Genomic DNA, 19356 nt, shown 5'->3' on the forward strand with positions numbered 1-19356 from the left:
GACGCTTCAATAGCATATTGCTACTGAAGCGTCCCTTTTTAAATAGAAGAATAAAGTAACGCCGAAGGCCTTTATGTTTGTGATTTCGTATCTGGTCTAGGCACACCAAAGTTTGGCGTTCCATCTTCATTCCATTGCATCACTTGCACACGCGCGTGACGATTGGGATCATATAACGGATCGCCTACAATTTCCTTATAGCTTCTAGCATGGAACACTAGGATATCTTGTGTGCCATCCTCTGAGACTGTAAAGCTATTGTGTCCCGGACCATATTGACCGTTTTCTTCAGAAGTCGTAAATACGGGTTCTGGTGTTTTGACCCATGATTTTGGATCCATTAAATCACTATTCTCATCAGCGGTTAACAAACCCATACAGTAGTTATGATTTGTTGCACTAGCCGAGAAGGTCATGAAAATACGTCCATTACGTTTAATAATTGCCGCACCCTCATTCACCAAAAATCCGATTTTTTCCCATTCATATTCAGGCGTGGCGATGCACACCTGTTCGCCCTTTAAAGTCCAAGGATTTTCCATTTCAGAAATATAGATATTAGAATTACCAGGGATATCAGGATCCTTTTGTGCCCAAACGTAGTATCTAACACCTCTGTGCTCAAAAGTCGTTGCATCCAAGGCAAAGGTTTCCCATTTCGTTTTGATTTGACCCTTTTCCACCCATTCTCCTTCGAGTGGATTTGCGGATGAATTTTCTATTGCAAACATGCGATGATCAAACAATCCATCTTTAGTGTCAGACGTATGTGCGGCTGCAAAATACACGTACCACTTTTCATCAATATAATGTATCTCAGGAGCCCAAATATTGGCACTCATCAAACCTGTTTCATGCTTAACCCAAATCGTCTTGCCCTCAGCCTCAGCTAATCCTTGAATGGAATCAGATCGACGAAGCTCAATTCTATCGAATTCTGGAACCGAAGCTATGAAATAATAATATCCATCAGTATGTTTATAGATCCAAGGATCAGCTCTTTGCTCAATAAATGGATTTTTCACATTAAATTCTCTCATGATGACAACTCCTATATCTCTCTTTGTTTTTTAACCTTTAATACCTGAATTCAAGTTAATCGATTGTACGAAGTATTTTTGAGCAAATATAAATAGCAGCAAGGTTGGAATGATCGCTAAGATCGCTGAACCCATTAGTTGTCCGATCATACGATAGTTTCCGTAGATATCTTGAAGCAAGAGCAAACCAGCTGTAACTGGCATTTTATCTACATCTGTGTATACGATAACCGGCCAGAGGAAGTCATTCCAAGAACCCGTAAAGGAGAACAATCCGCACACAATCAGAATTGGCTTAACTAACGGCAATATAATTTGTGCGAAAATTCTAAAGTCACTAGCCCCGTCAACTTTTGCTGATTCGTCTAATTCTTTCGGGATACCATTCATAAACTGTCTGACCAAGAAGATATTCCCCATACCCGCAAGACCAGGAATAATCATTGCCCAGGAAGTATTCACCCAACCTAAGGAATCGATAATTTTATAAGAAGGAATTAAGTTAACTACACCCGGGAAGAAGGATATCCCCAGCAAAGTAAAGAACAACGTGTCTCTTCCTTTAAACTTAATACGGGTATAACCAAAGCCTGTAATCGAAATCACAATAACTACCAGAATGGTGTGGGTTGTCGCGATAAACAATGAGTTTCCTAACCAACGTAGAATCGGGGCTGTAGAAGTATTGTTCAGAATATTAACATAGTTCTCAAAGACCCATGTTTCAGGAAATAGTCTAAAGCCTGAGGAAACCACTTCCGTTTGTGATCTAAATGATGTGGAAATTCCGAATATCACTGGAATGACCCAAATCACACAAAGAATAAGTAAAAAAGTATATGATACATATTTTGAAATGCTAATATTGGATGGCCCTTTTTCTTTGCCTGATCTATTAACAACTGGACGATTATCCAAACTATTTAGCGCCTGATTTGACATTTTAGTACACCTACCTTTTCCATTTCCTATTGATCCATTCGTTCACGAGAACGTTATGTAGCATTTCGGTTCATTACATAATATTGCAGCGCTGAGATCACCAAGATCACCAATCCCAATAGCACTGCCATAGCTGATGCCATCCCTGCGATGGATTCACCGTTACCGAAAGCTAATTGACGAATATACATCATGAGTACGTGTGTACTTTGTCGAGGCCCGCCATCGGTCATCATTAACGGTTGGCCGAATACATTAAAGGCTCCGGCAGTTGTCATAACAAAGGTATAAATTAATGGAAAACGGATAGATGGCAAGGTGATACTAGTGAATCTTTTAATAGAACCCGCACCATCAAGCTCGGCCGATTCATATAGCTCTTGCGCAACGCCACTTAAGGAAGCACGATAAATAATCATGTTGCCTCCAATACCACCCCATAGCGTGATAACAATAATGATAATCCACGCATACGGCTGATTTGCAGGCCAAGCGATTTGTGATCCAAACAGATTACCAGTGATCCCGAGTTGCTTATTAAAGATCAACAGCCAGATCAGTGCTGCCGCAGAAATTGAAATCAAGCCTGGAATATAGAGAATAGATTGAATTAAGCTCTTCATTTTCACTTTTTTATGTTCCAGTGCAACCGCAATCATTAATGGGATAACAATTAATAATGGAACAGAGAGGACAACAAAGATTAACGTATTTTTCAGCCCTCTGAAAAATTGCGTGTGAAAAGTAGAACTGGCATCCGTAAGAATGGCCTTATAGTTATCTAAGCCTACCCATACCGGGTCACTCATTAAATTCCACTTTGTAAATGAAGCATAAATCCCATATATCGTTGGCAATAAAATGAAGATAGCAAACAAAATGACGTGCGGACCTACAAAGAAGGCAGGTGCCCAATTTATTTTCTTTTTCATAGGATTTCATTTCTCCTTTTGCACAAAGTAATGCACCGGGATAAGGCACATTACTTCGTACAATCTATTCTATTTCGCTTTATTTCGCTGCACTGCTGCTCTCTGCGATTTTATCTTCTACAAATTTCTGCATCGTTGCCAAGGTCTCGTCAAGATCAACGTTGCCACGAACGATATCTGCACAATAAGTATCTACTGCTTCCGCGATGTATGGATAGTATTCATATGTGTAAATGTAAAGGGATTCAATTTCTTTTTCATTAGAAGTAAAGAAGGATTGCATATAGTTTTGGTACTCTGGGCTTTGGTTAACGACATTACTTGCTACGTTTTGACCAGCCTTTGCCCATTCCATTGAGTTGGTACGAACATATTCCAGGAAGTTAGCAATACCCACTTCTTTTTCGTCTGTTCTCTTGTCGTTCTTGAGCATAGCGAATAAGTGAGAGGAGGATCTATTCGTGAACTTATCAGCAGTAGGAGAATAAATATTAGTCACACCAAAGTTCAAGCCTTCAACTCCAGCATGTGCTGTAGAACTCCAAGTTCCATCTGTGGAGAAAAGAACATTTTGAGATTGGAACATCAAGTAACCGTCTTCACCAAATGGAGTCATCAAACCCGCATCGGCGATTTTCTTAACATCTTCAAACGCTTGTTTAAATACTGGGGTGTTAACAGCCGGTTTACCATCAGCCTGAATATCTCCGCCCAAGTTTTGAATTTGAGCCAGGATAACCCAGCCGAGCAAGGCATCATTTACTACATAGTCGCCTTCATCTAATTTCCCTTGTAAGGAAAGCATTTCATCAATCGTAACCACATTATCATCCAAGAATGATTCAGCATTATATTTCTTCAGCAAATCTTTATTGTAGTACATTACGTTACTGTGGATATCAAGAGGCACTGTGTATTGCGTTCCGTCGATGTTACCAGTGTTCCAAGCTTGCGGTAAGTAATTTTCAGCTTTTAGTTCAGGCTGTGCTGGTAATACGGTATCTTGCATGGACTCTAGGACACCTTGCTTAACAAATCCAGGAACACGGTCAGCGTGGATAATTGCTAAATCAGGCACACCTTTGTTGGAAGCCAACACAGTAGAAATCTTTGTATACATATCAGCTGTAATCACATGTTTTACTTTAATCTCTGGGTTCGTAGCATTGTAGTCCTTAACAATTTGATCCATATAAGCACCATCATCACCGGTCAGTGGTGTCCAGAACGTAATCGTCTTACTATCATCTTTACCACCACATCCTGCTAACACCGTAGATAACGTTAGAACTGTTGCCAATAATAAACCGAATTTCTTTTTCAATACTCTCTCCCCCTGCAGCTGTAATGTTAAGATAATCATTCACGTTAACTTTCGTCGGGAACGATTAACTTAGGATTAGTATACATTCGTCTTGAAAGCGTAGTCAATAACTTTTAAATAAACTTAATAGATTTTTATCAAACTTAATTAACCTTTTGGTTCATTACCACGAGATGAAAGCGATACTTTATTTACTTCGATTACCTTTCGTGTTACTTTATATATAGATTAATAAACTTTACAGTATATGAAATTACTTTGAAAGAAGTGGATAAAATGCAATTGGAAATAGACAAGTCCTCTCTCGTTGTTTATGAAGCTTTGGCAAGTGAAGTGCGAATAAAAATTATTCAGTTGCTCTCCAAAAACAAGATGAACATCAAAGATTTGGCAGAAGAACTTAAAATAAGCAGTCCTATCGTAACAAAACACATCAAAAAACTAGAAGACGCAGGAATCATAAAAACAGAAAAAGTTCCTGGTAAATCAGGAATGCAAAAAATCTCGATTCTTAGAGTCGATCATATTGAGATTAACTTCCCTAAAAAAATCTTTCACTCCTTTGCCTCCTATGAGACATCGGTGCCGATTGGTCATTATACGGATTATGATCTGAAGCCTACATGCGGACTTGCCACAGAGAAAGAGTTCATCGGTAGAGTAGACGAACCTAAGTATTTCATGGATTCTAAAAGAGTCGATGCAGAGATTCTATGGTTTACCCAAGGTTATGTTCAATACAACATTGCTAATTTTCTAAAAAAAGATGAAACCTTGCAGCAATTTGAAATTAGCTTGGAGCTGTCTTCCGAATTTCCATTCGCCAATGACGTATGGCCTTCAGACATCACCTTTTCCTTGAATGGCTTGGAATTAGGCACTTGGACGAGCCCTGGAGATTTTGCTGATGCAAGAGGTAAATTCACACCTGATTGGTGGCCGCACAATATTAACCAATATGGATTGCTAAAAACGATTAGAATTACAAATCACAACGGAACATACATTGACGGTGACCCACTGTCTTCCGTTTCAATCGAGGATTTAGATACGAATTGTGACCGATGGACCTTTCGGATTGAAGTGAAGGAAGATGCCAAACACGTCGGAGGCGCTACCATTTTCGGAAAAAAATTCGGCAATCACGATCAAGACATCATGTTCAAAATGTATTACCTTTAAAATCTCCTAGTATATACACGTAACAAGGTTGGTTCTTTCATGGGGGCGAACAACTAATGATTTAGTCTTCCTTAGCTCCCCCCTATCTGTTATGTGGACTTCACCAAACCTATCACCTATTAATCTCTTTATTTCCCCATCCCTCACCTTATTTCACTATCTACAACTTCCAGCAGTAATTTATAGAGCTTTATCAAGCGACTAGACCTAACCCTTTCGTTAATAAAAATATAAAAAGATTTATCGTTTGATAAATTTCTATTTGACTACATGCTAAAATCATGCTTAAAATGAGATCAACATCACACGTTTTTCGTATTTGTTTTAAATAAACATAAAACAAATACTTTTCTATTTGTGAAAAGCGTTTTTTTAGAAGTTTCATTGTAAGCGTTTCACATGTTTTTCTACGCACCGCGACAATCTCTAATCACTAGAATGGAGGATCATGAATTTGAGGAAAACAACTCGTAAACTAACCGCTTCTCTTCTTGCACTCACCCTGCTAATACCTGCTCCGTTAATTTCAGCAGCTTCTGCAAGCGATTCCAAAACAATCCCACAATCAACACAACAACAGGCTGCTGATTATTTAGGCCACTGGGCACAGAAGGATTTTCAATCATGGGTAGATAAGGGTTTAATTTCAGGCTATGGACAAGGAATTTACAAACCGAATCAGGAGATCACCCGCGCGGAATGGGTCACATTGATAAACCGTGTCTTTAATTTGCAGGAAAAAGCAGAAATCAGCTTCATGGATGTATCAGAGACCGGCGCTTATTACAGCGATATCCAGAAAGCAGCGGCTGCAGGATATATATCTGGATACAGCGATGGCACCTTTCGAGCAACACAGCAAGTAAGTCGTCAAGAAGCCGCGGTTATGCTTTACAGACTATTCCAGCTTAATTCTTCTGCAAATACCTCTGCACCAAAAGACGTTGAAGACTTACCAACATGGAGCCAAGAAGCCGTATTATCTTTATTTAGTGAAGGTTACTTAAGTGGTTATAATGACGGCACCTTTAAAGGCACAAAGGCTGTATCTAGAGCGGAAGCACTGCGCATGATTGAGGAGTTGGCCGGTGAAATTACTACAAAAAGTGGGAGTTATACGGGTATTACCTCTCGCAATATGGTTATCAGTAGTCCGGGTGTTGAGTTGAACAACTCCACCATCTCCGGAAACCTGTACCTTACCGAAGGTATTGCAGAAGGCGACATTACGCTGAATAACGTTACCGTTAAAGGAAAAGTATACGTGTCCGGCGGCGGCGAAAACAGCATCGTACTTAGCAACTCTAATGCGGCCGACATGGCGGTTGATAAACACAATGGTAAACTCCGCATCGTTACTAAAGGAAACAGCGCTGTACCAAGCGTACGCGTACATTCTGGTGTAACGCTTGAGGAAGATAATTCGTTGACGGGAGCAGGCTTCGGTCAGGTTATTATCGAGAATACACTCCCTAACGATTCAACGATCAGGCTGAAAGGCAATTTTGATTCCACTGAGATTAAAGCCTTGGGGGCGCCTATACTACATCTAGCTGCAGGCAGTATTACCGAAGTTACACTGAAGCAAATAGTTAAGCTGCGTGTAGATGCAGGTACAGCAATCAATAATCTCATTCTTGGTATAAACGATATCATTACGATTCAAGGCACTGGGAAAGTTGGTTTTGACAGTAAATACAGTCACCTAATCAAATTCGAAACGCCTAGCCCTACAGCTACGGCAACCCCTGGTACAAGTTCAGGTGGATCAGACGGCGGCGTTGTTTCCACACCTGCACCTTCTGCTACTCCGGTTCCTCCGGCTACACCGACTCCTACTGCTACACCAGAACCGACTGCTCCGGCACCAGCACTCACCAATGTTTCTGTACATGATCCGTCGGTGGTCGTAGACAAAGGTACGTATTATGTATTCGGGTCTCATATCGATGCAGCCAAATCGGATGATCTGATGAACTGGACTCATTTCACAAATGGCTATACAACACCAGGTAACGTACTTTTTGGTGATCTTTCCGCGAATCTAGCAGAATCCTTTAAATGGGCTGGCGAGAACGATTCTGACAGTAAAGGTGGCTTCTCCATATGGGCTCCAGACGTTTTCTGGAATGAGGCTTACAAGAATGCGGATGGAACAACCGGCGCTTATATGATGTATTACAGTGCCTCCTCCACTTACATCCGCTCAGCGATTGGTTATGCCACTTCGCAAAATATCGAAGGTCCTTACACCTATGGAAATACCGTAATTTATTCTGGTTTCACCAAGGAAGAGGATTACGATACTAACAGTAAGGTCAATAAAAAATGGACAAACACTAATATTCAGAAACTTATTGATAATGGAACATTGGATGATGTCAACCCAGATTGGTTTGACGCAGGCGGTTCATATAAGAACAAAACATATACAAACGCAATTGACCCTACCTTATTCTACGATAAAGATGGCAAGCTGTGGATGACATATGGATCATGGTCAGGCGGCATATTTATTCTAGAAATCGATCCAGCTACCGGCGAGCCTAAATATCCAGGCGAAGATGGTAAAACCGCTGATGGACGTTTAATTGATCGCTATTTCGGGACCCATATTTCCGGCGGGATGACCAAATCAGGTGAAGGGCCTTATATCGCTTATGATAAGAATACGGGTTATTACTATTTGTATGTGACTTATGGAGGACTAGCGTCCGACGGTGGTTACAACATGCGTCAATTCCGTTCAACGAATCCGGATGGCCCATATGTGGATGCTGCCGGACAAAGCGCAGTGCTCGCAACGAGCAATGACCATTCAGCCATTGGTAATAAAGTACTTGGTAACTTCATGTTCACGAATCTGAACAGTGACCCTGACTTCCAAACCTACGGCTATGTAGCATCTGGCCACAATTCAGTGAATTACGACGATGAGACGGGTAAAATATTCAACTTTTTCCACACTCGGTTCCCGCAGCGTGGTGAAACACATGAGCTTCGTGTGCATCAAATGTTCACGAACGAAGACGGATGGCCGATCACATCACCTCATCGTTACACCGGTGAAACTATCGCAGCCGTTAAGCAGGAAGATGTTATTGGAGCCTATCAGTTCGTGAATCACGGCAAAGATACTTCCGCCAAAATCAAATCCACAACAGATATCGAACTCCGCGGTGATGGAACCATTACAGGATCCGTAACCGGTACCTGGGAGCTAAAGGGAGAGTATTACGTCGACCTACTCCTCAATGAAACAGAAAACGGAGCCGCCGTACAAAATCTTTACAAAGGCGTATTCGTGAAGCAATGGGATTCCTCCCGGCAGAGCAATGTTATGACTTTCACAGCGATGTCCAATAAGGGTGTTACCGTCTGGGGCAGCCAAATTGAACTGCTGAGCACTGAACAAATTGTATCCAATATTAAAGAGAGTTTAAGCTTGGGCAACACAAGTAAGATATACAAAGACCTCACTCTCCCAACTGAAGCCGTAAGAGGAACCGTTATTACATGGTCATCTTCCAATAATGACATAGTAGGAAACGATGGTTCAGTGACTCGTCCTGAAAAAGGACTCGGAAATGCAACAGTTGAACTTACTGCTACGATTACACTAGGAGAATCCACTGCAACTAAGACCTTTACTATCGTTGTAATGGAACTGACCGGCAATGTGCTGGAAGATGGTTTGGTGGCAGCGTATGATTTTGAAGGAAATCTTTCAGAAAACGGAGATCGTACTGCTAAGGGTACAATTACGGGAAATCGGATTAACAATACTGGTGGTAACATCACTTATGAGACGGGTGAAGAAGGTCTTGCAGCTAAATTCGACGGTAACTCCGGTATTCGCCTACCAAACGGTTTGATTAAAGGCAACACCTATACAATAGGCATGTGGCTTAACCCAGAACAATTAACACAATTCACCACTGCTTTCTTTGGTGCTACAACGGATACGAATTGGATTAGCTTATTGCCTTATGGAAACGGTGGAGCTACAACCCGGATGTGGTTTGGTAACCAAACCTTCCATGATGCAGAAGCTGGCATGCAGATTCCAGTTAACCAATGGTCGCATATAGCTTTCACTTACGATGCTGGGGCAGTGAAGCTGTATGTTAACGGAGTATTGAAATACACAGGAAAAGGATTTACGGATGTCTTCGCCAGCGAGGATGCAGTGTTCTCCCTAGGTGTAAACTACTGGGATATCCCTTACAAAGGATTGATCGATAACCTGCGCATCTATGAAAGTGCACTTTCCGCAGAAGCAGTAGACTTGCTGGTAAACGGCCAGCCTGACTGCGATATTAAAGTAAGCACGATAACCATCACGGAGTCTGAAAAAGCATTAGAATTAGAAAATAGCTTTACACCTCAAGTAAAAGTGCTGCCTACCAATGCCGGAAATAAGACATTAACTTGGAGTTCTAGTGATTCCAATGTAGTTTCAGTTGATGCTGCAACAGGAACAGTGACGGCACTAACGGTCGGTGGCGAAGCAGTGATTACAGCCACCGCGACTGATGGCAGTGGTATCTCGGCAGACTATAAGGTAAAAGTTACAGATGGTAAAGTTGCCTATTATGCTTTTGATGGAAACCTTAATGACTCCCTCCAATTGATCGGTACTGGCCAGGTTACGGGAATAAAAATTGAGGCTCCAACTGTAGGCAATATCACTTACGGCAACGGTATTGCTGATCAAGCAGCAGTATTTGACGGTGCTTCCGGTATCCGATTGCCTGATGGATTAATTAGCAGTGATACTTATACAGTATCTATGTGGCTAAACCCTGAGCAGCTTACAACTGCAACAACAACTTTCTTCGGCGCTGCTTCGATTAATAGCTGGATCAGCTTTGTTCCACAGAACAGTGATGGTATAACATTGCTGTGGTCAGGTCAGGCTTGGTACGATGCCCTTACAAATATGAGAATCCCAGAACAACAATGGACGCATGTAGCATTTACAGTCAAACACGGTACAGTTAAGGTTTATATCAACGGCGTTGAGAAATTCTCTGGTGAGGACTTTCCTAATGTATTTAGAAACAAGAATGGTGTATTCTCTCTTGGTGTAAACTATTGGGACGTACCCTATATGGGAATGATGGATGAACTGAAGATTTACAGCAGAGCGCTCAAATCAGAAGAAATACTGACAGAGTATAACTCGAATGTAAATTAAGAGAATCATCGATTGGAAAGAGAGCGGAGCCTTAGGCTTCGTTCTTTTTTTCTCGAATACCTCTCTCGTTGTGATTGACCGTTCAGAAAATTTCTCACCGTCGTATTGTAAAATAAGCATTTAAATAATATAATCATTAACTATACGTCTTGAATAAACGATAATTCAGCCTTTCTTATTAATAAATCCCTTAATCGAGTAGTCTATAAATTTAAATTGGAGGCCATATATGAAACTTGACCTGTCGGAAGAATCCCTTCCCGTCTACGAAGCTTTAGCCAGCTCAGTACGTCTACATCTGTTGCGTTTGCTTGCCGAGAAGCCTATGAATGTCAAGGAATTGGCCGGTGCAGTAAATTTGAGCAGCGCCATTATGACTATGCATGTGCGCAAGCTGGAAGCTGCAGGACTTATCCAGACACATATGGCGCCTGGACGAAGTGGTCTGCAAAAGATCTGTACGCTAGCTGCTGAAAGTGCAGAAATCACCTTTCCGGGCAGACAAATCAATGAGCGCAAAAGCTACCGCAAGGAAATTCCTGTGGGACATTATTCCGACTTCCTGATCGAGCCTACCTGCGGTCTTGCCACTACTGAGCAAGTGATTGGCAGCTTTGATGATCCCCGTTATTTCTGGGATCTCGAACGTATGAATGCTGGTATTCTTTGGTTCGGTAAAGGATATATCGAATATAAAATCCCTAACTTCCTTCTCTCCAGTCAACAGCCAGAGGAGCTAATCATTACAATGGAAATTGCTTCCGAAGCACCTTCCATTAATAATAATTGGCCCTCGGATATCACCTTCACACTGAACGGAGTGCAGCTTGGATTCTGGACAAGTCCCGGTGACTACGGAGATAGACGTGGCAAATACACGCCGGCTTGGTGGCCAGCGCTCACGAATCAATACGGCCTACTTAAGCAGCTACGTGTTACACCTAAAGGCACATTTATGGATGGTCTGAAGCTGTCCGACGTTACACTGGATCAAGTGAACATCCGCAACAAGCAATGGACCTTTAAGCTTTCCGTCGATGAAGAGGCCGAGCATATTGGCGGCATTACCCTTTTTGGCAAAGGCTTTGGCAACTATAATGACGATCTAATCGTTGAGCTGTTCTATAAAGATACTCATGAATAAAGCCGCATTCATCTCCTATTGGAGAGTCGAATGCGGCTCTTATTTTGCCTTATTTCACCTTAAATAAAAGGTCCCCATAAACCGCCACCAGGCAGTGGACAGCCACGTTCCTTAAGCTTAGCTACAACGGGTATAATGCAGCCGCATGCGACGCAAGTTACGCCCTCATGCAGCTTAGGACAAGTCCCGCAAAGAGAAATCCGTTCAGCGTAAACTTCATCCGGAACACAAAGCTCTGACTTAAACATGGATGATGACAATATACGGTCTATCTGCGCTTCGGTAACCTTATAATCGTCTCGACATCCCTTGCATGCAGATGTTGTTGACATGATAACACCACCTTATGCCTTCGGCGTAATCTCTAGCACAGTTACTGACATTGGAGGTAGCTCTACATTAAGCAGATCACCCTCAAGTGTAAAGGCAGTAAAGGCTTGCGGTACTACCGCATCCGGCTGACTGAAGGTATTGTGAGCATCTATCTTGTCACCTGCCAGCGTTGTGCCAGTTACTTCAACCTTCTGCCCAGAAAGACCGCGAAGCTCGAGGGGAACAGTAGCCGATGCAGCGTGGTTCAGGTTGCACAGGCTAACATGGATGACTCCAGCGTCTGTTACGGAAGCTGAAGCAGACACTTCAGGGATCTCGTGACCTTCAAAGCTGTAAGTCCCACTGTCGATTGTCAAATCCAATAATTCAGCATCCTGATGGACTTTAAACATATTGAATACATGGTACGTCGGGGTTAGCACCATTTTTTCTCCTTCGGTCAAAATAACCGCTTGAAGCACGTTAATGGTCTGCGCAATATTTGCCATCCGTACCCGATCACTGTGTTTATGGAAAATATTCAGTGACACTCCAGCTACCAAGGCATCTCGAATCGAATTTTGTTGATACAAAAATCCAGGATTCGTCCCCGGCTCAACATCATACCAAGTTCCCCACTCGTCAACGATAAGGCCTACTCTTTTATCTGGATCATATTTGTCCATAATAACGCTATGTTTTGTAATCAGCTCATCCATACGAAGGGCCTTCTCTAAGGTACTAAACCATTCACCCGTTTCAAAGCCTGTCGCTGCACCTTTATTCTCCCAAGCTGGACCAGGAATCGTATAGTAATGAAGCGTAATAGAGTCCATAAAGCGTGTAGCTTCACGCATCAGAACCTCCATCCAGTGATAATCATCCACGTTAGGACCACAAGCAATCCGGTGAATCCGATTGTCCCCATAATTACGAACATACGTCTGATATTGGCGATAAAGATCTGCATAATATTCTGGACGCATATTCCCGCCGCAGCCCCAGTTCTCATTACCGACGCCAAAATAAGTCACAGTCCAAGGCTCTTGATGGCCGTTCTGCTGGCGAAGCTCAGACATCGGTGAAACACCGCCAAAGGTTAAATACTCTACCCATTCGGACATCTCTTGAACCGTACCACTTCCCACATTACCGTTGATATAAGGCTCACATTCCAGCAGCTCACATAGTTCCATAAATTCATGCGTACCAAAATGGTTGTTCTCAACCGTGCCGCCCCAGTGCGTGTTGATCATACGTTTACGAGCTTCGCGATCTCCAATACCATCTTTCCAATGATATTCATCCGCGAAACATCCACCCGGCCAACGAAGCACTGGAATTTGAATTTCTTTAAGCGCTTTCACAACATCATTACGAATACCGTTAGTGTTAGGAATCGGTGAATCCTCTCCGACCCAAATCCCTTCATAAATACAACGTCCTAGATGCTCAGAGAAGTGTCCATAAATATTTTTGTTAATCGTACCTTTACGAATGTCTGTGTTAAGAATTGCGCGCTCTGCCATGAATAAGTTCCGCCCTTCAACATTTATATTTTTATTAACTAATTAATAATTATATAAGCATTATAGAGCGGTGCTCAGCGATCCGTCAATCACCAATATGAATGAAGGCTATTCTTTATCAATAGGTTTACTTATCCCGTCTTCATAATAATCAAAAACGAGCTGATGTTGCGTTCCTCTTACGCCGTAAAATACGTCGGAGATGCGTTTCCCCTTACGTCTTAATTCGTTTTCCAGCCATTCTTTGGTCAGGTCATTATTCTCAAGATTCTCTTCAATGAGTATGCCATCCATAATTAACTCAATGGGAAAGCTCTGTGGGACCGAAGGAAGCTTCAGATCTTTTCTGGTAACATATTGGTACTCTTGTTTCTTCAAGACAGATACCATTCCGTTATCTTCTAGCACAGCGTATTCCACTACCTCTAGATTAAAAATTTCTTTTTCCCTCAGTGCCTGATCCAAGGAGTCCAGCGAATACCTTACCTTTTTCATATTCCCATCAAGAATTTTCCCATTTTCTATAAGCACCGTGGGTGAACCCGATATCCAGCTTCTCATTCTGCGACTCTTTATAGCGATGACAGATAGCAGAAAAGATGTAGCGGCTATGACAATGAGTGCCACGATCATATATGATGATTTCAGATCTTTATTAAAAGCCAGGTTCGCCGCAAGCGATCCCAATATAATGCCTGTCACGAAATCGAGAAATGTCAAACTAGAAATCGTTTGTTTACCCAATATTTTAGCTATCAGCAGCAGCATGATCATAGCCACTAAAGTTCGAAACACAATATCCATATGCGCTTGCATCACTCAACCCCCTACCTCTCCTTCCCCATTATTTACAAACGTAGTAGAAATGAAACCTCACTACAATTGGAGTTATCATTATACAAATCGATTCGTACAGGTAGATTTTCGGAGATTCTAAAAACGCCAAAAGAGCTTTAGAATGGTTCTACTGAACCATCCCAAAGCCCTGGCTTTGAATTACTTAAAGCTAAAGATTCTACAATTTATCATCCTGCACAAAATTCAGCACGGCATCGTCGACGGCCGAAGTTCTTCCCAGATCAGGGAGGTTCGTAAGCTCAATTTCGCAAGTCTCAGCACAGCCATGCAATTCCAAAAGAACCAGATCATTACACCCCTTACGCAAGAGTGGGCCAGGGATATATAGGGCCTGTTGCGGACCAGCGTTCCAGTAGCGCCCCAGATTAAAACCATTGATCCAGGCGACCCCTTTATTCCATCCATCGAACCGTAGAAAGGTATCGCCAATCTCCTCCGCCTCGAAGTAGCCCCGGTAGAATCCGGGCAGACCTGGAGGTGCCGCAGCTTCCTGCTTCTCCACCGGCTGCTCCTTGTATTCAAGTGAAGCCAGCGTTCCCGGTTCTAGCGGCAGTGTACGGATCGTCCAGTTATATTGCAGCTGGTTATCGATTCGAACCCCGTCCAGAATCCCTTTCGGATCACGAATGAGCGGCCCGTAATTAATTCGCCCCATATTTTCGACGAGAATATCCAGCCGTGCTCCCCCAGCAGGAATGGAAATTTCCAGTGGCTGCGGATTCCAGCGCTCGATCACCCCAAGTACCTGGCCATCTAGAAAGACCTGCGCCCGATCGCGCACACCCTCGATGTAGAGCTTCTGCCTGGACCGCGGTCCCTGCACATAAGTGCTGTACAATATAAAACCATAGGACTGTCCAAGCTTCTCCATCGGCTGTATATACACACTGTTCACCGGCACGGATAACTTCTCCAGATTGGAAGCTCTGAACAGTTCCGCCTTTTCCGTCAAGGCGACCTTCCCGTAGGAGATCTTCGGAATCGGTTCAGGGAGTGGACAAGATGGGGCAAATCCATGGTTGCCAAGTACCAACCGGACAGCTTCATATTTCGCAGTCGTATCTCCCCATTCCGTGAGCGGGGCATCATAGTCATAGCTTGTAATCGTCGGCTCGTAGGTGACGATATGATTCGCCCCGTTATAGAAGCCAAAGTTAGTCCCGCCATGGAACATGTACATATTAAATGAGGAGCCCTGTGTCAGGATATCATTCAGGACGCCAGCTACATCTTCGGCATCGCGCACATGATGATCCTCCATCCAGTGATCGAACCAGCCGTTCCAGTATTCCATCACCATCAGCGGTTCTTCAGAGCGGTACTCCCGGTATTTGCGGAAGGATTCCTCTGTACTGGAGCCAAAATTGACTGTCGCATGTACATCTTCCAGTGTTCCGCCGAGCAGCATCTCATCGGTTGGCCCGTCGGAAGTAAAGAGCAGCACATCGACCCCTCTGTTGACCAGTCCATTACGCATATATCTCAGGTAGCCACTGTCATTGCCATAGCTGCCATATTCATTCTCTACCTGGACGGCCAGAATCGGCCCACCATGTGTAGAGAGCAGCGGAACCAGCCGAGGAATCAGCTCATCATAATAACGGTCCACCTTGCTTAAATAAAGAGGATCACAGCAGCGAAGCTGAAGTTCACTGTAAGCCAGCAGCCAGCCCGGCAGACCCCCGAATTCCCATTCCGCACAGATGAACGGACTCGGTCTGACAATAACATGAAGCCCAAGCTCTCCAGCCAGTTCGATAAAAGAGACCACATCGGCCATGCCATCAAATACGAACTCCCCCTCCTTAGGTTCATGCATATTCCAGGCGATGTAGGTCTCGACGGTATTGAATCCACAGGCTTTCAATTTCAGCAGCCGGTCTTTCCAGTATTCAGGCACAACCCGAAAATAATGAATCGCTCCCGATATGATCCGGTAAGGCTGTCCGTCCAGCAAATAGTGTCCATTCTTCCAAGTGAGCAGGCTCATGATCTACAACCTCCTTTTTTAACATCTATGCTAACGATTCCCCGCAGTGATAGACGGCAAGCCGTCTGATCTTGGGGCTTGCCGTAGCTACGGGCACCCGTAACCGTATTTTCTCTACGCATACCGGAGGGAAGGCGTCGATTTTCTTATGGCCAATCGCACTGCCACGCTTCAGCTCCAGCCACACTCCATTGCTATACGCTTCCAGCACGTACCCTTCCACTCTCTCGCCGTAAGCGATGTCCTCCATAATCTCGGCGTGATCAATCACAGTAGCTGCAGGCAGTTCCAGCTCAACAAGATCTCCGGTACCTGCTGTTACCGCTAGAGCGTTATCGAATCTGCGCTCGATCTCCTTGCCGAATTCCAACAGTCGCTGCACATCGGCCTCCGGAAACAGCCCGCGGTTGTCAGGGGCTACATTAAGCAGCAAAGTTGCCCCATGGCCGACCGAACGATAATAAATATCCATTAGCTGCTCCAGAGACAGCAGCAGATGTTCCTCCTGGGGATGCCAGAACCAGCGGTCTTTACGGATGGGCACATCGCATTCTGCAGGCACCCAGCTCGGCGTTCCGGGAAGCCAGTTCAATGAAGCTTCACTGAACATGCTACCCCGCGCAGAATTCGCAGTGTTCCAGCATGGATAAGGAGCAACACCATCTTCATTGCCAACCCAACGGATCGTTGGTGCACCCATATTAAATACCATGGCGCCTGGCTGATGGCGCTTGATCAGATCCATAATCCGTCGCCAATCGTAATTGCGGCCCTCAGATCCTGCGCCGTCAAACCAAATTTCCGTAAGCGGGCCATAGCCCGTAAGTAGCTCTTGCAATTGCAGGGCATAGAAATCATCGTACGCTTGTAGATCCGCATAACATGGCTCATGTCTATCCCATGGAGACAAATAAATACCAAAGCCGACCCCAAGCTCACGGCAAGCCTCCGCACACTCCTTGACGACATCACCGCGCCCTTCTTTCCATGGGCTAGAAGCCACAGAATAAGTGCTTGTTGCTGTCGGCCACAGGCAAAATCCGTCATGATGCTTAGCTGTCAGTATAAAATAACGGAATCCAGCTTCTTTAGCTGTACTAACCCATTGGCGGGCATCCAGATGAAGCGGATTGAAAACCGTAGGTGAATCGTTGCCCTCTCCCCACTCCTGATCGCAAAACGTATTCATTCCAAAATGGCAGAACATCCCCAGCTCCAGGTCCTGCCAATCCATCTGCTCCCTAGAAGGTAGCGCTGCTTGCTCTTCCGGCTTGTTCTGTGAAGATATGCTTTCCATCATTTCTATACTCTCCTGTATGTTTGTGTAAGCCCAATGTATAAATAAGGCTTTGGAAAGCCGGTTGATGACCTTCCAAAGCCCCGTCCACAACTTGGGATACCTCGCTTATTCCCTATTTATTTGATGACACCTTTTTCGTTGATAATTTTTGTTGCTTCATCAACCATCCATTGCTGCACCTTATCAATCGATTCATCTCCAAGCATAAATCTGCTGAAGCCATCATCGATAATTTTGGTCAATTCAGAAGTTGCTGTCGTCATCACTTGTGCACCGTCGAGGTACTGAATTTCGCTATCAAAGAGTGTATATTTGAGCGAATCCATATCATACATATCTTCTTTGCCAGCGACCAATTTGGTCAGCAAGGTCTCATTATCAGCTTTTTTATAACCGGAGAATTCCAGTCTGTTATCACTCACAGCTGTCGACATAAATCTCATCAGTTTAAAGGAAGCCTCTTTGTTCTTTGAAGTTGCGCCCAGCGCCAGCATGTTGCCGCTTGTGAAGTATTTGCCCTCGTATTCTTTCGGTTCCGATCCTGCAGGAGGCACCGGTACCGGAGCAAAGGCTGTCTTAAATGCATGCGGATACTGTTCGGTGTTACCTGGATCAGCAATCGTCCAGTTGCCAGCCAGGATCATAGCGGCTTCTTCATTGAAGAATTCGGTACGATAGTTAAGCTTAGCGGCAAGAGCGTCCGCGTAAGATTTCGCAGACTTATCGGCAGACTCCATATCTTTACGCAGCTGGAAGAAGTATTTATATGTCGGATCCGCGAAAATGGTCGTTCCATCACCATACACAAACGGATCTTTCATCATCGTTTGGGCTGGAGCGTTCATGTACAGCTCCCAGGTGTGGAAGTAAGTGCCGTAACGTTTATCTACGCCTTCGCCTTTGGTCAGTTTTTTAGCATAGTCGCGGTAGTCATCCCATGTCCAGCCAAAGGTAGGTACAGGCAGCCCAGCTTCATCCAGTGCATCTTTGTTCAGCATCACATAGTTGCTGCTCTTGGTATATTGCATCCCATAATATTTGTTGTCGACCTTAGCATTCACATAATATTCATCCTCAGGAACGAGGTTATCTTTCTCATAAAGTTCATTCAACGGGGCAAGTGCTCCCCGAGTCGCACGTTCAAGCACCCCTCCCAAGCTTGGCACCTGAACAACGTCAATCGCCTCGCCAGAAGAAATCAGGAAGTCGAGCTTCTTCAGCATCTCTACAGAATCACCGGGAACGAGTGTCACATGCTCTACCTTAATGTCTGGGTTCTGATCCATAAATTCCTGCAGCATGGCATCGGTGCCAGCCGACTGAGCTTCATTGTCCCAGTTGTAATACTTGATGGCGACTTGCTTGTCCACCTTGGCATTCCCCGCATTCGTACTGGCGTCAGCATTGCCATTCTTCTCCGAATTTCCGGAATTTCCACAAGCGCTTAGTGTTAAGGAAACCGCGAGCATGGAGCCCAGTACAACGGATAATCTTTTTTTGCTTTTTGTTTTCATTTTATTTCCCCCCGCACTGAATTTTAAGTATAGTGCCTTGTTCATTTCTTATTATAGGCACCCGCTATATAGGCTAAGTGCACAATTTT

13 protein-coding genes are annotated in these 19356 nt (G+C 43.9%); 3 read left to right on the forward strand and 10 right to left on the reverse strand.

What is annotated here, in order from left to right; genetic code table 11:
* Window positions 1-71 precede the first annotated feature (71 nt).
* The 4 genes from NSS67_RS25890 to NSS67_RS25905 all read right to left on the reverse strand — a co-directional run bounded on the left by NSS67_RS25890 (window position 72) and on the right by NSS67_RS25905 (window position 4238).
* A complete protein-coding gene (locus NSS67_RS25890) occupies window positions 72-1040 on the reverse strand; it encodes a family 43 glycosylhydrolase (RefSeq protein ID WP_339316602.1) in 969 nt (322 codons plus the stop codon).
* 30 nt (window positions 1041-1070) lie between these two features.
* Window positions 1071-1982: a carbohydrate ABC transporter permease gene (locus tag NSS67_RS25895; protein ID WP_339316603.1), complete on the reverse strand. Its 912-nt coding sequence runs from the start codon at window positions 1980-1982 to the stop codon at window positions 1071-1073.
* Between the two features lie 53 nt (window positions 1983-2035).
* On the reverse strand, window positions 2036-2914 hold the full coding sequence (locus NSS67_RS25900; protein ID WP_339316604.1) for a sugar ABC transporter permease: 879 nt from the start codon (window positions 2912-2914) through the stop codon (window positions 2036-2038).
* Between the two features lie 79 nt (window positions 2915-2993).
* A complete protein-coding gene (locus NSS67_RS25905; protein WP_339316605.1) occupies window positions 2994-4238 on the reverse strand; it encodes an extracellular solute-binding protein in 1245 nt (414 codons plus the stop codon).
* 276 nt (window positions 4239-4514) lie between these two features.
* On the opposite strand from NSS67_RS25905, the gene NSS67_RS25910 reads away from it, so the two are divergent.
* The 3 genes from NSS67_RS25910 to NSS67_RS25920 all read left to right on the forward strand — a co-directional run bounded on the left by NSS67_RS25910 (window position 4515) and on the right by NSS67_RS25920 (window position 11764).
* Complete coding sequence (locus NSS67_RS25910; protein ID WP_339316606.1) at window positions 4515-5420, forward strand: ArsR family transcriptional regulator; 906 nt, start codon at window positions 4515-4517, stop codon at window positions 5418-5420.
* A 454-nt stretch (window positions 5421-5874) separates the two neighbouring features.
* On the forward strand, window positions 5875-10620 hold the full coding sequence (locus NSS67_RS25915) for a LamG-like jellyroll fold domain-containing protein (protein WP_339316607.1): 4746 nt from the start codon (window positions 5875-5877) through the stop codon (window positions 10618-10620).
* A gap of 229 nt (window positions 10621-10849) precedes the next feature.
* On the forward strand, window positions 10850-11764 hold the full coding sequence (locus NSS67_RS25920) for an ArsR family transcriptional regulator (protein WP_339316608.1): 915 nt from the start codon (window positions 10850-10852) through the stop codon (window positions 11762-11764).
* A gap of 59 nt (window positions 11765-11823) precedes the next feature.
* Here the strand turns inward: NSS67_RS25920 and NSS67_RS25925 are convergent, their stop codons facing one another.
* The 6 genes from NSS67_RS25925 to NSS67_RS25950 all read right to left on the reverse strand — a co-directional run bounded on the left by NSS67_RS25925 (window position 11824) and on the right by NSS67_RS25950 (window position 19267).
* The gene (locus NSS67_RS25925) at window positions 11824-12096 is read right to left on the reverse strand and encodes a DUF6171 family protein (protein WP_339316609.1); all 273 of its coding nucleotides are present in this window, start codon (window positions 12094-12096) and stop codon (window positions 11824-11826) included.
* Between the two features lie 12 nt (window positions 12097-12108).
* Window positions 12109-13605, reverse strand: a complete 1497-nt coding sequence (locus NSS67_RS25930; RefSeq protein ID WP_339316610.1) for an alpha-N-arabinofuranosidase — start codon at window positions 13603-13605, stop codon at window positions 12109-12111.
* 108 nt (window positions 13606-13713) lie between these two features.
* Window positions 13714-14421, reverse strand: coding sequence for a DUF421 domain-containing protein (locus NSS67_RS25935; protein ID WP_339316611.1), 708 nt, complete (start codon window positions 14419-14421; stop codon window positions 13714-13716).
* Window positions 14422-14620: 199 nt separating this feature from the next.
* Window positions 14621-16453 carry a beta-galactosidase family protein gene (locus NSS67_RS25940; RefSeq protein ID WP_339316612.1) on the reverse strand — a complete coding sequence of 611 codons (1833 nt, stop codon included), beginning with the start codon at window positions 16451-16453 and terminating at the stop codon, window positions 14621-14623.
* Window positions 16454-16478: 25 nt separating this feature from the next.
* The gene (locus tag NSS67_RS25945) at window positions 16479-17753 is read right to left on the reverse strand and encodes an alpha-L-fucosidase (RefSeq protein WP_339316613.1); all 1275 of its coding nucleotides are present in this window, start codon (window positions 17751-17753) and stop codon (window positions 16479-16481) included.
* A 116-nt stretch (window positions 17754-17869) separates the two neighbouring features.
* Complete coding sequence (locus NSS67_RS25950) at window positions 17870-19267, reverse strand: extracellular solute-binding protein (protein WP_339316614.1); 1398 nt, start codon at window positions 19265-19267, stop codon at window positions 17870-17872.
* Window positions 19268-19356: the final 89 nt, after the last annotated feature.

This window comes from Paenibacillus sp. FSL R10-2734 (assembly GCF_037963865.1).
Lineage (GTDB): Bacteria > Bacillota > Bacilli > Paenibacillales > Paenibacillaceae > Paenibacillus_AQ.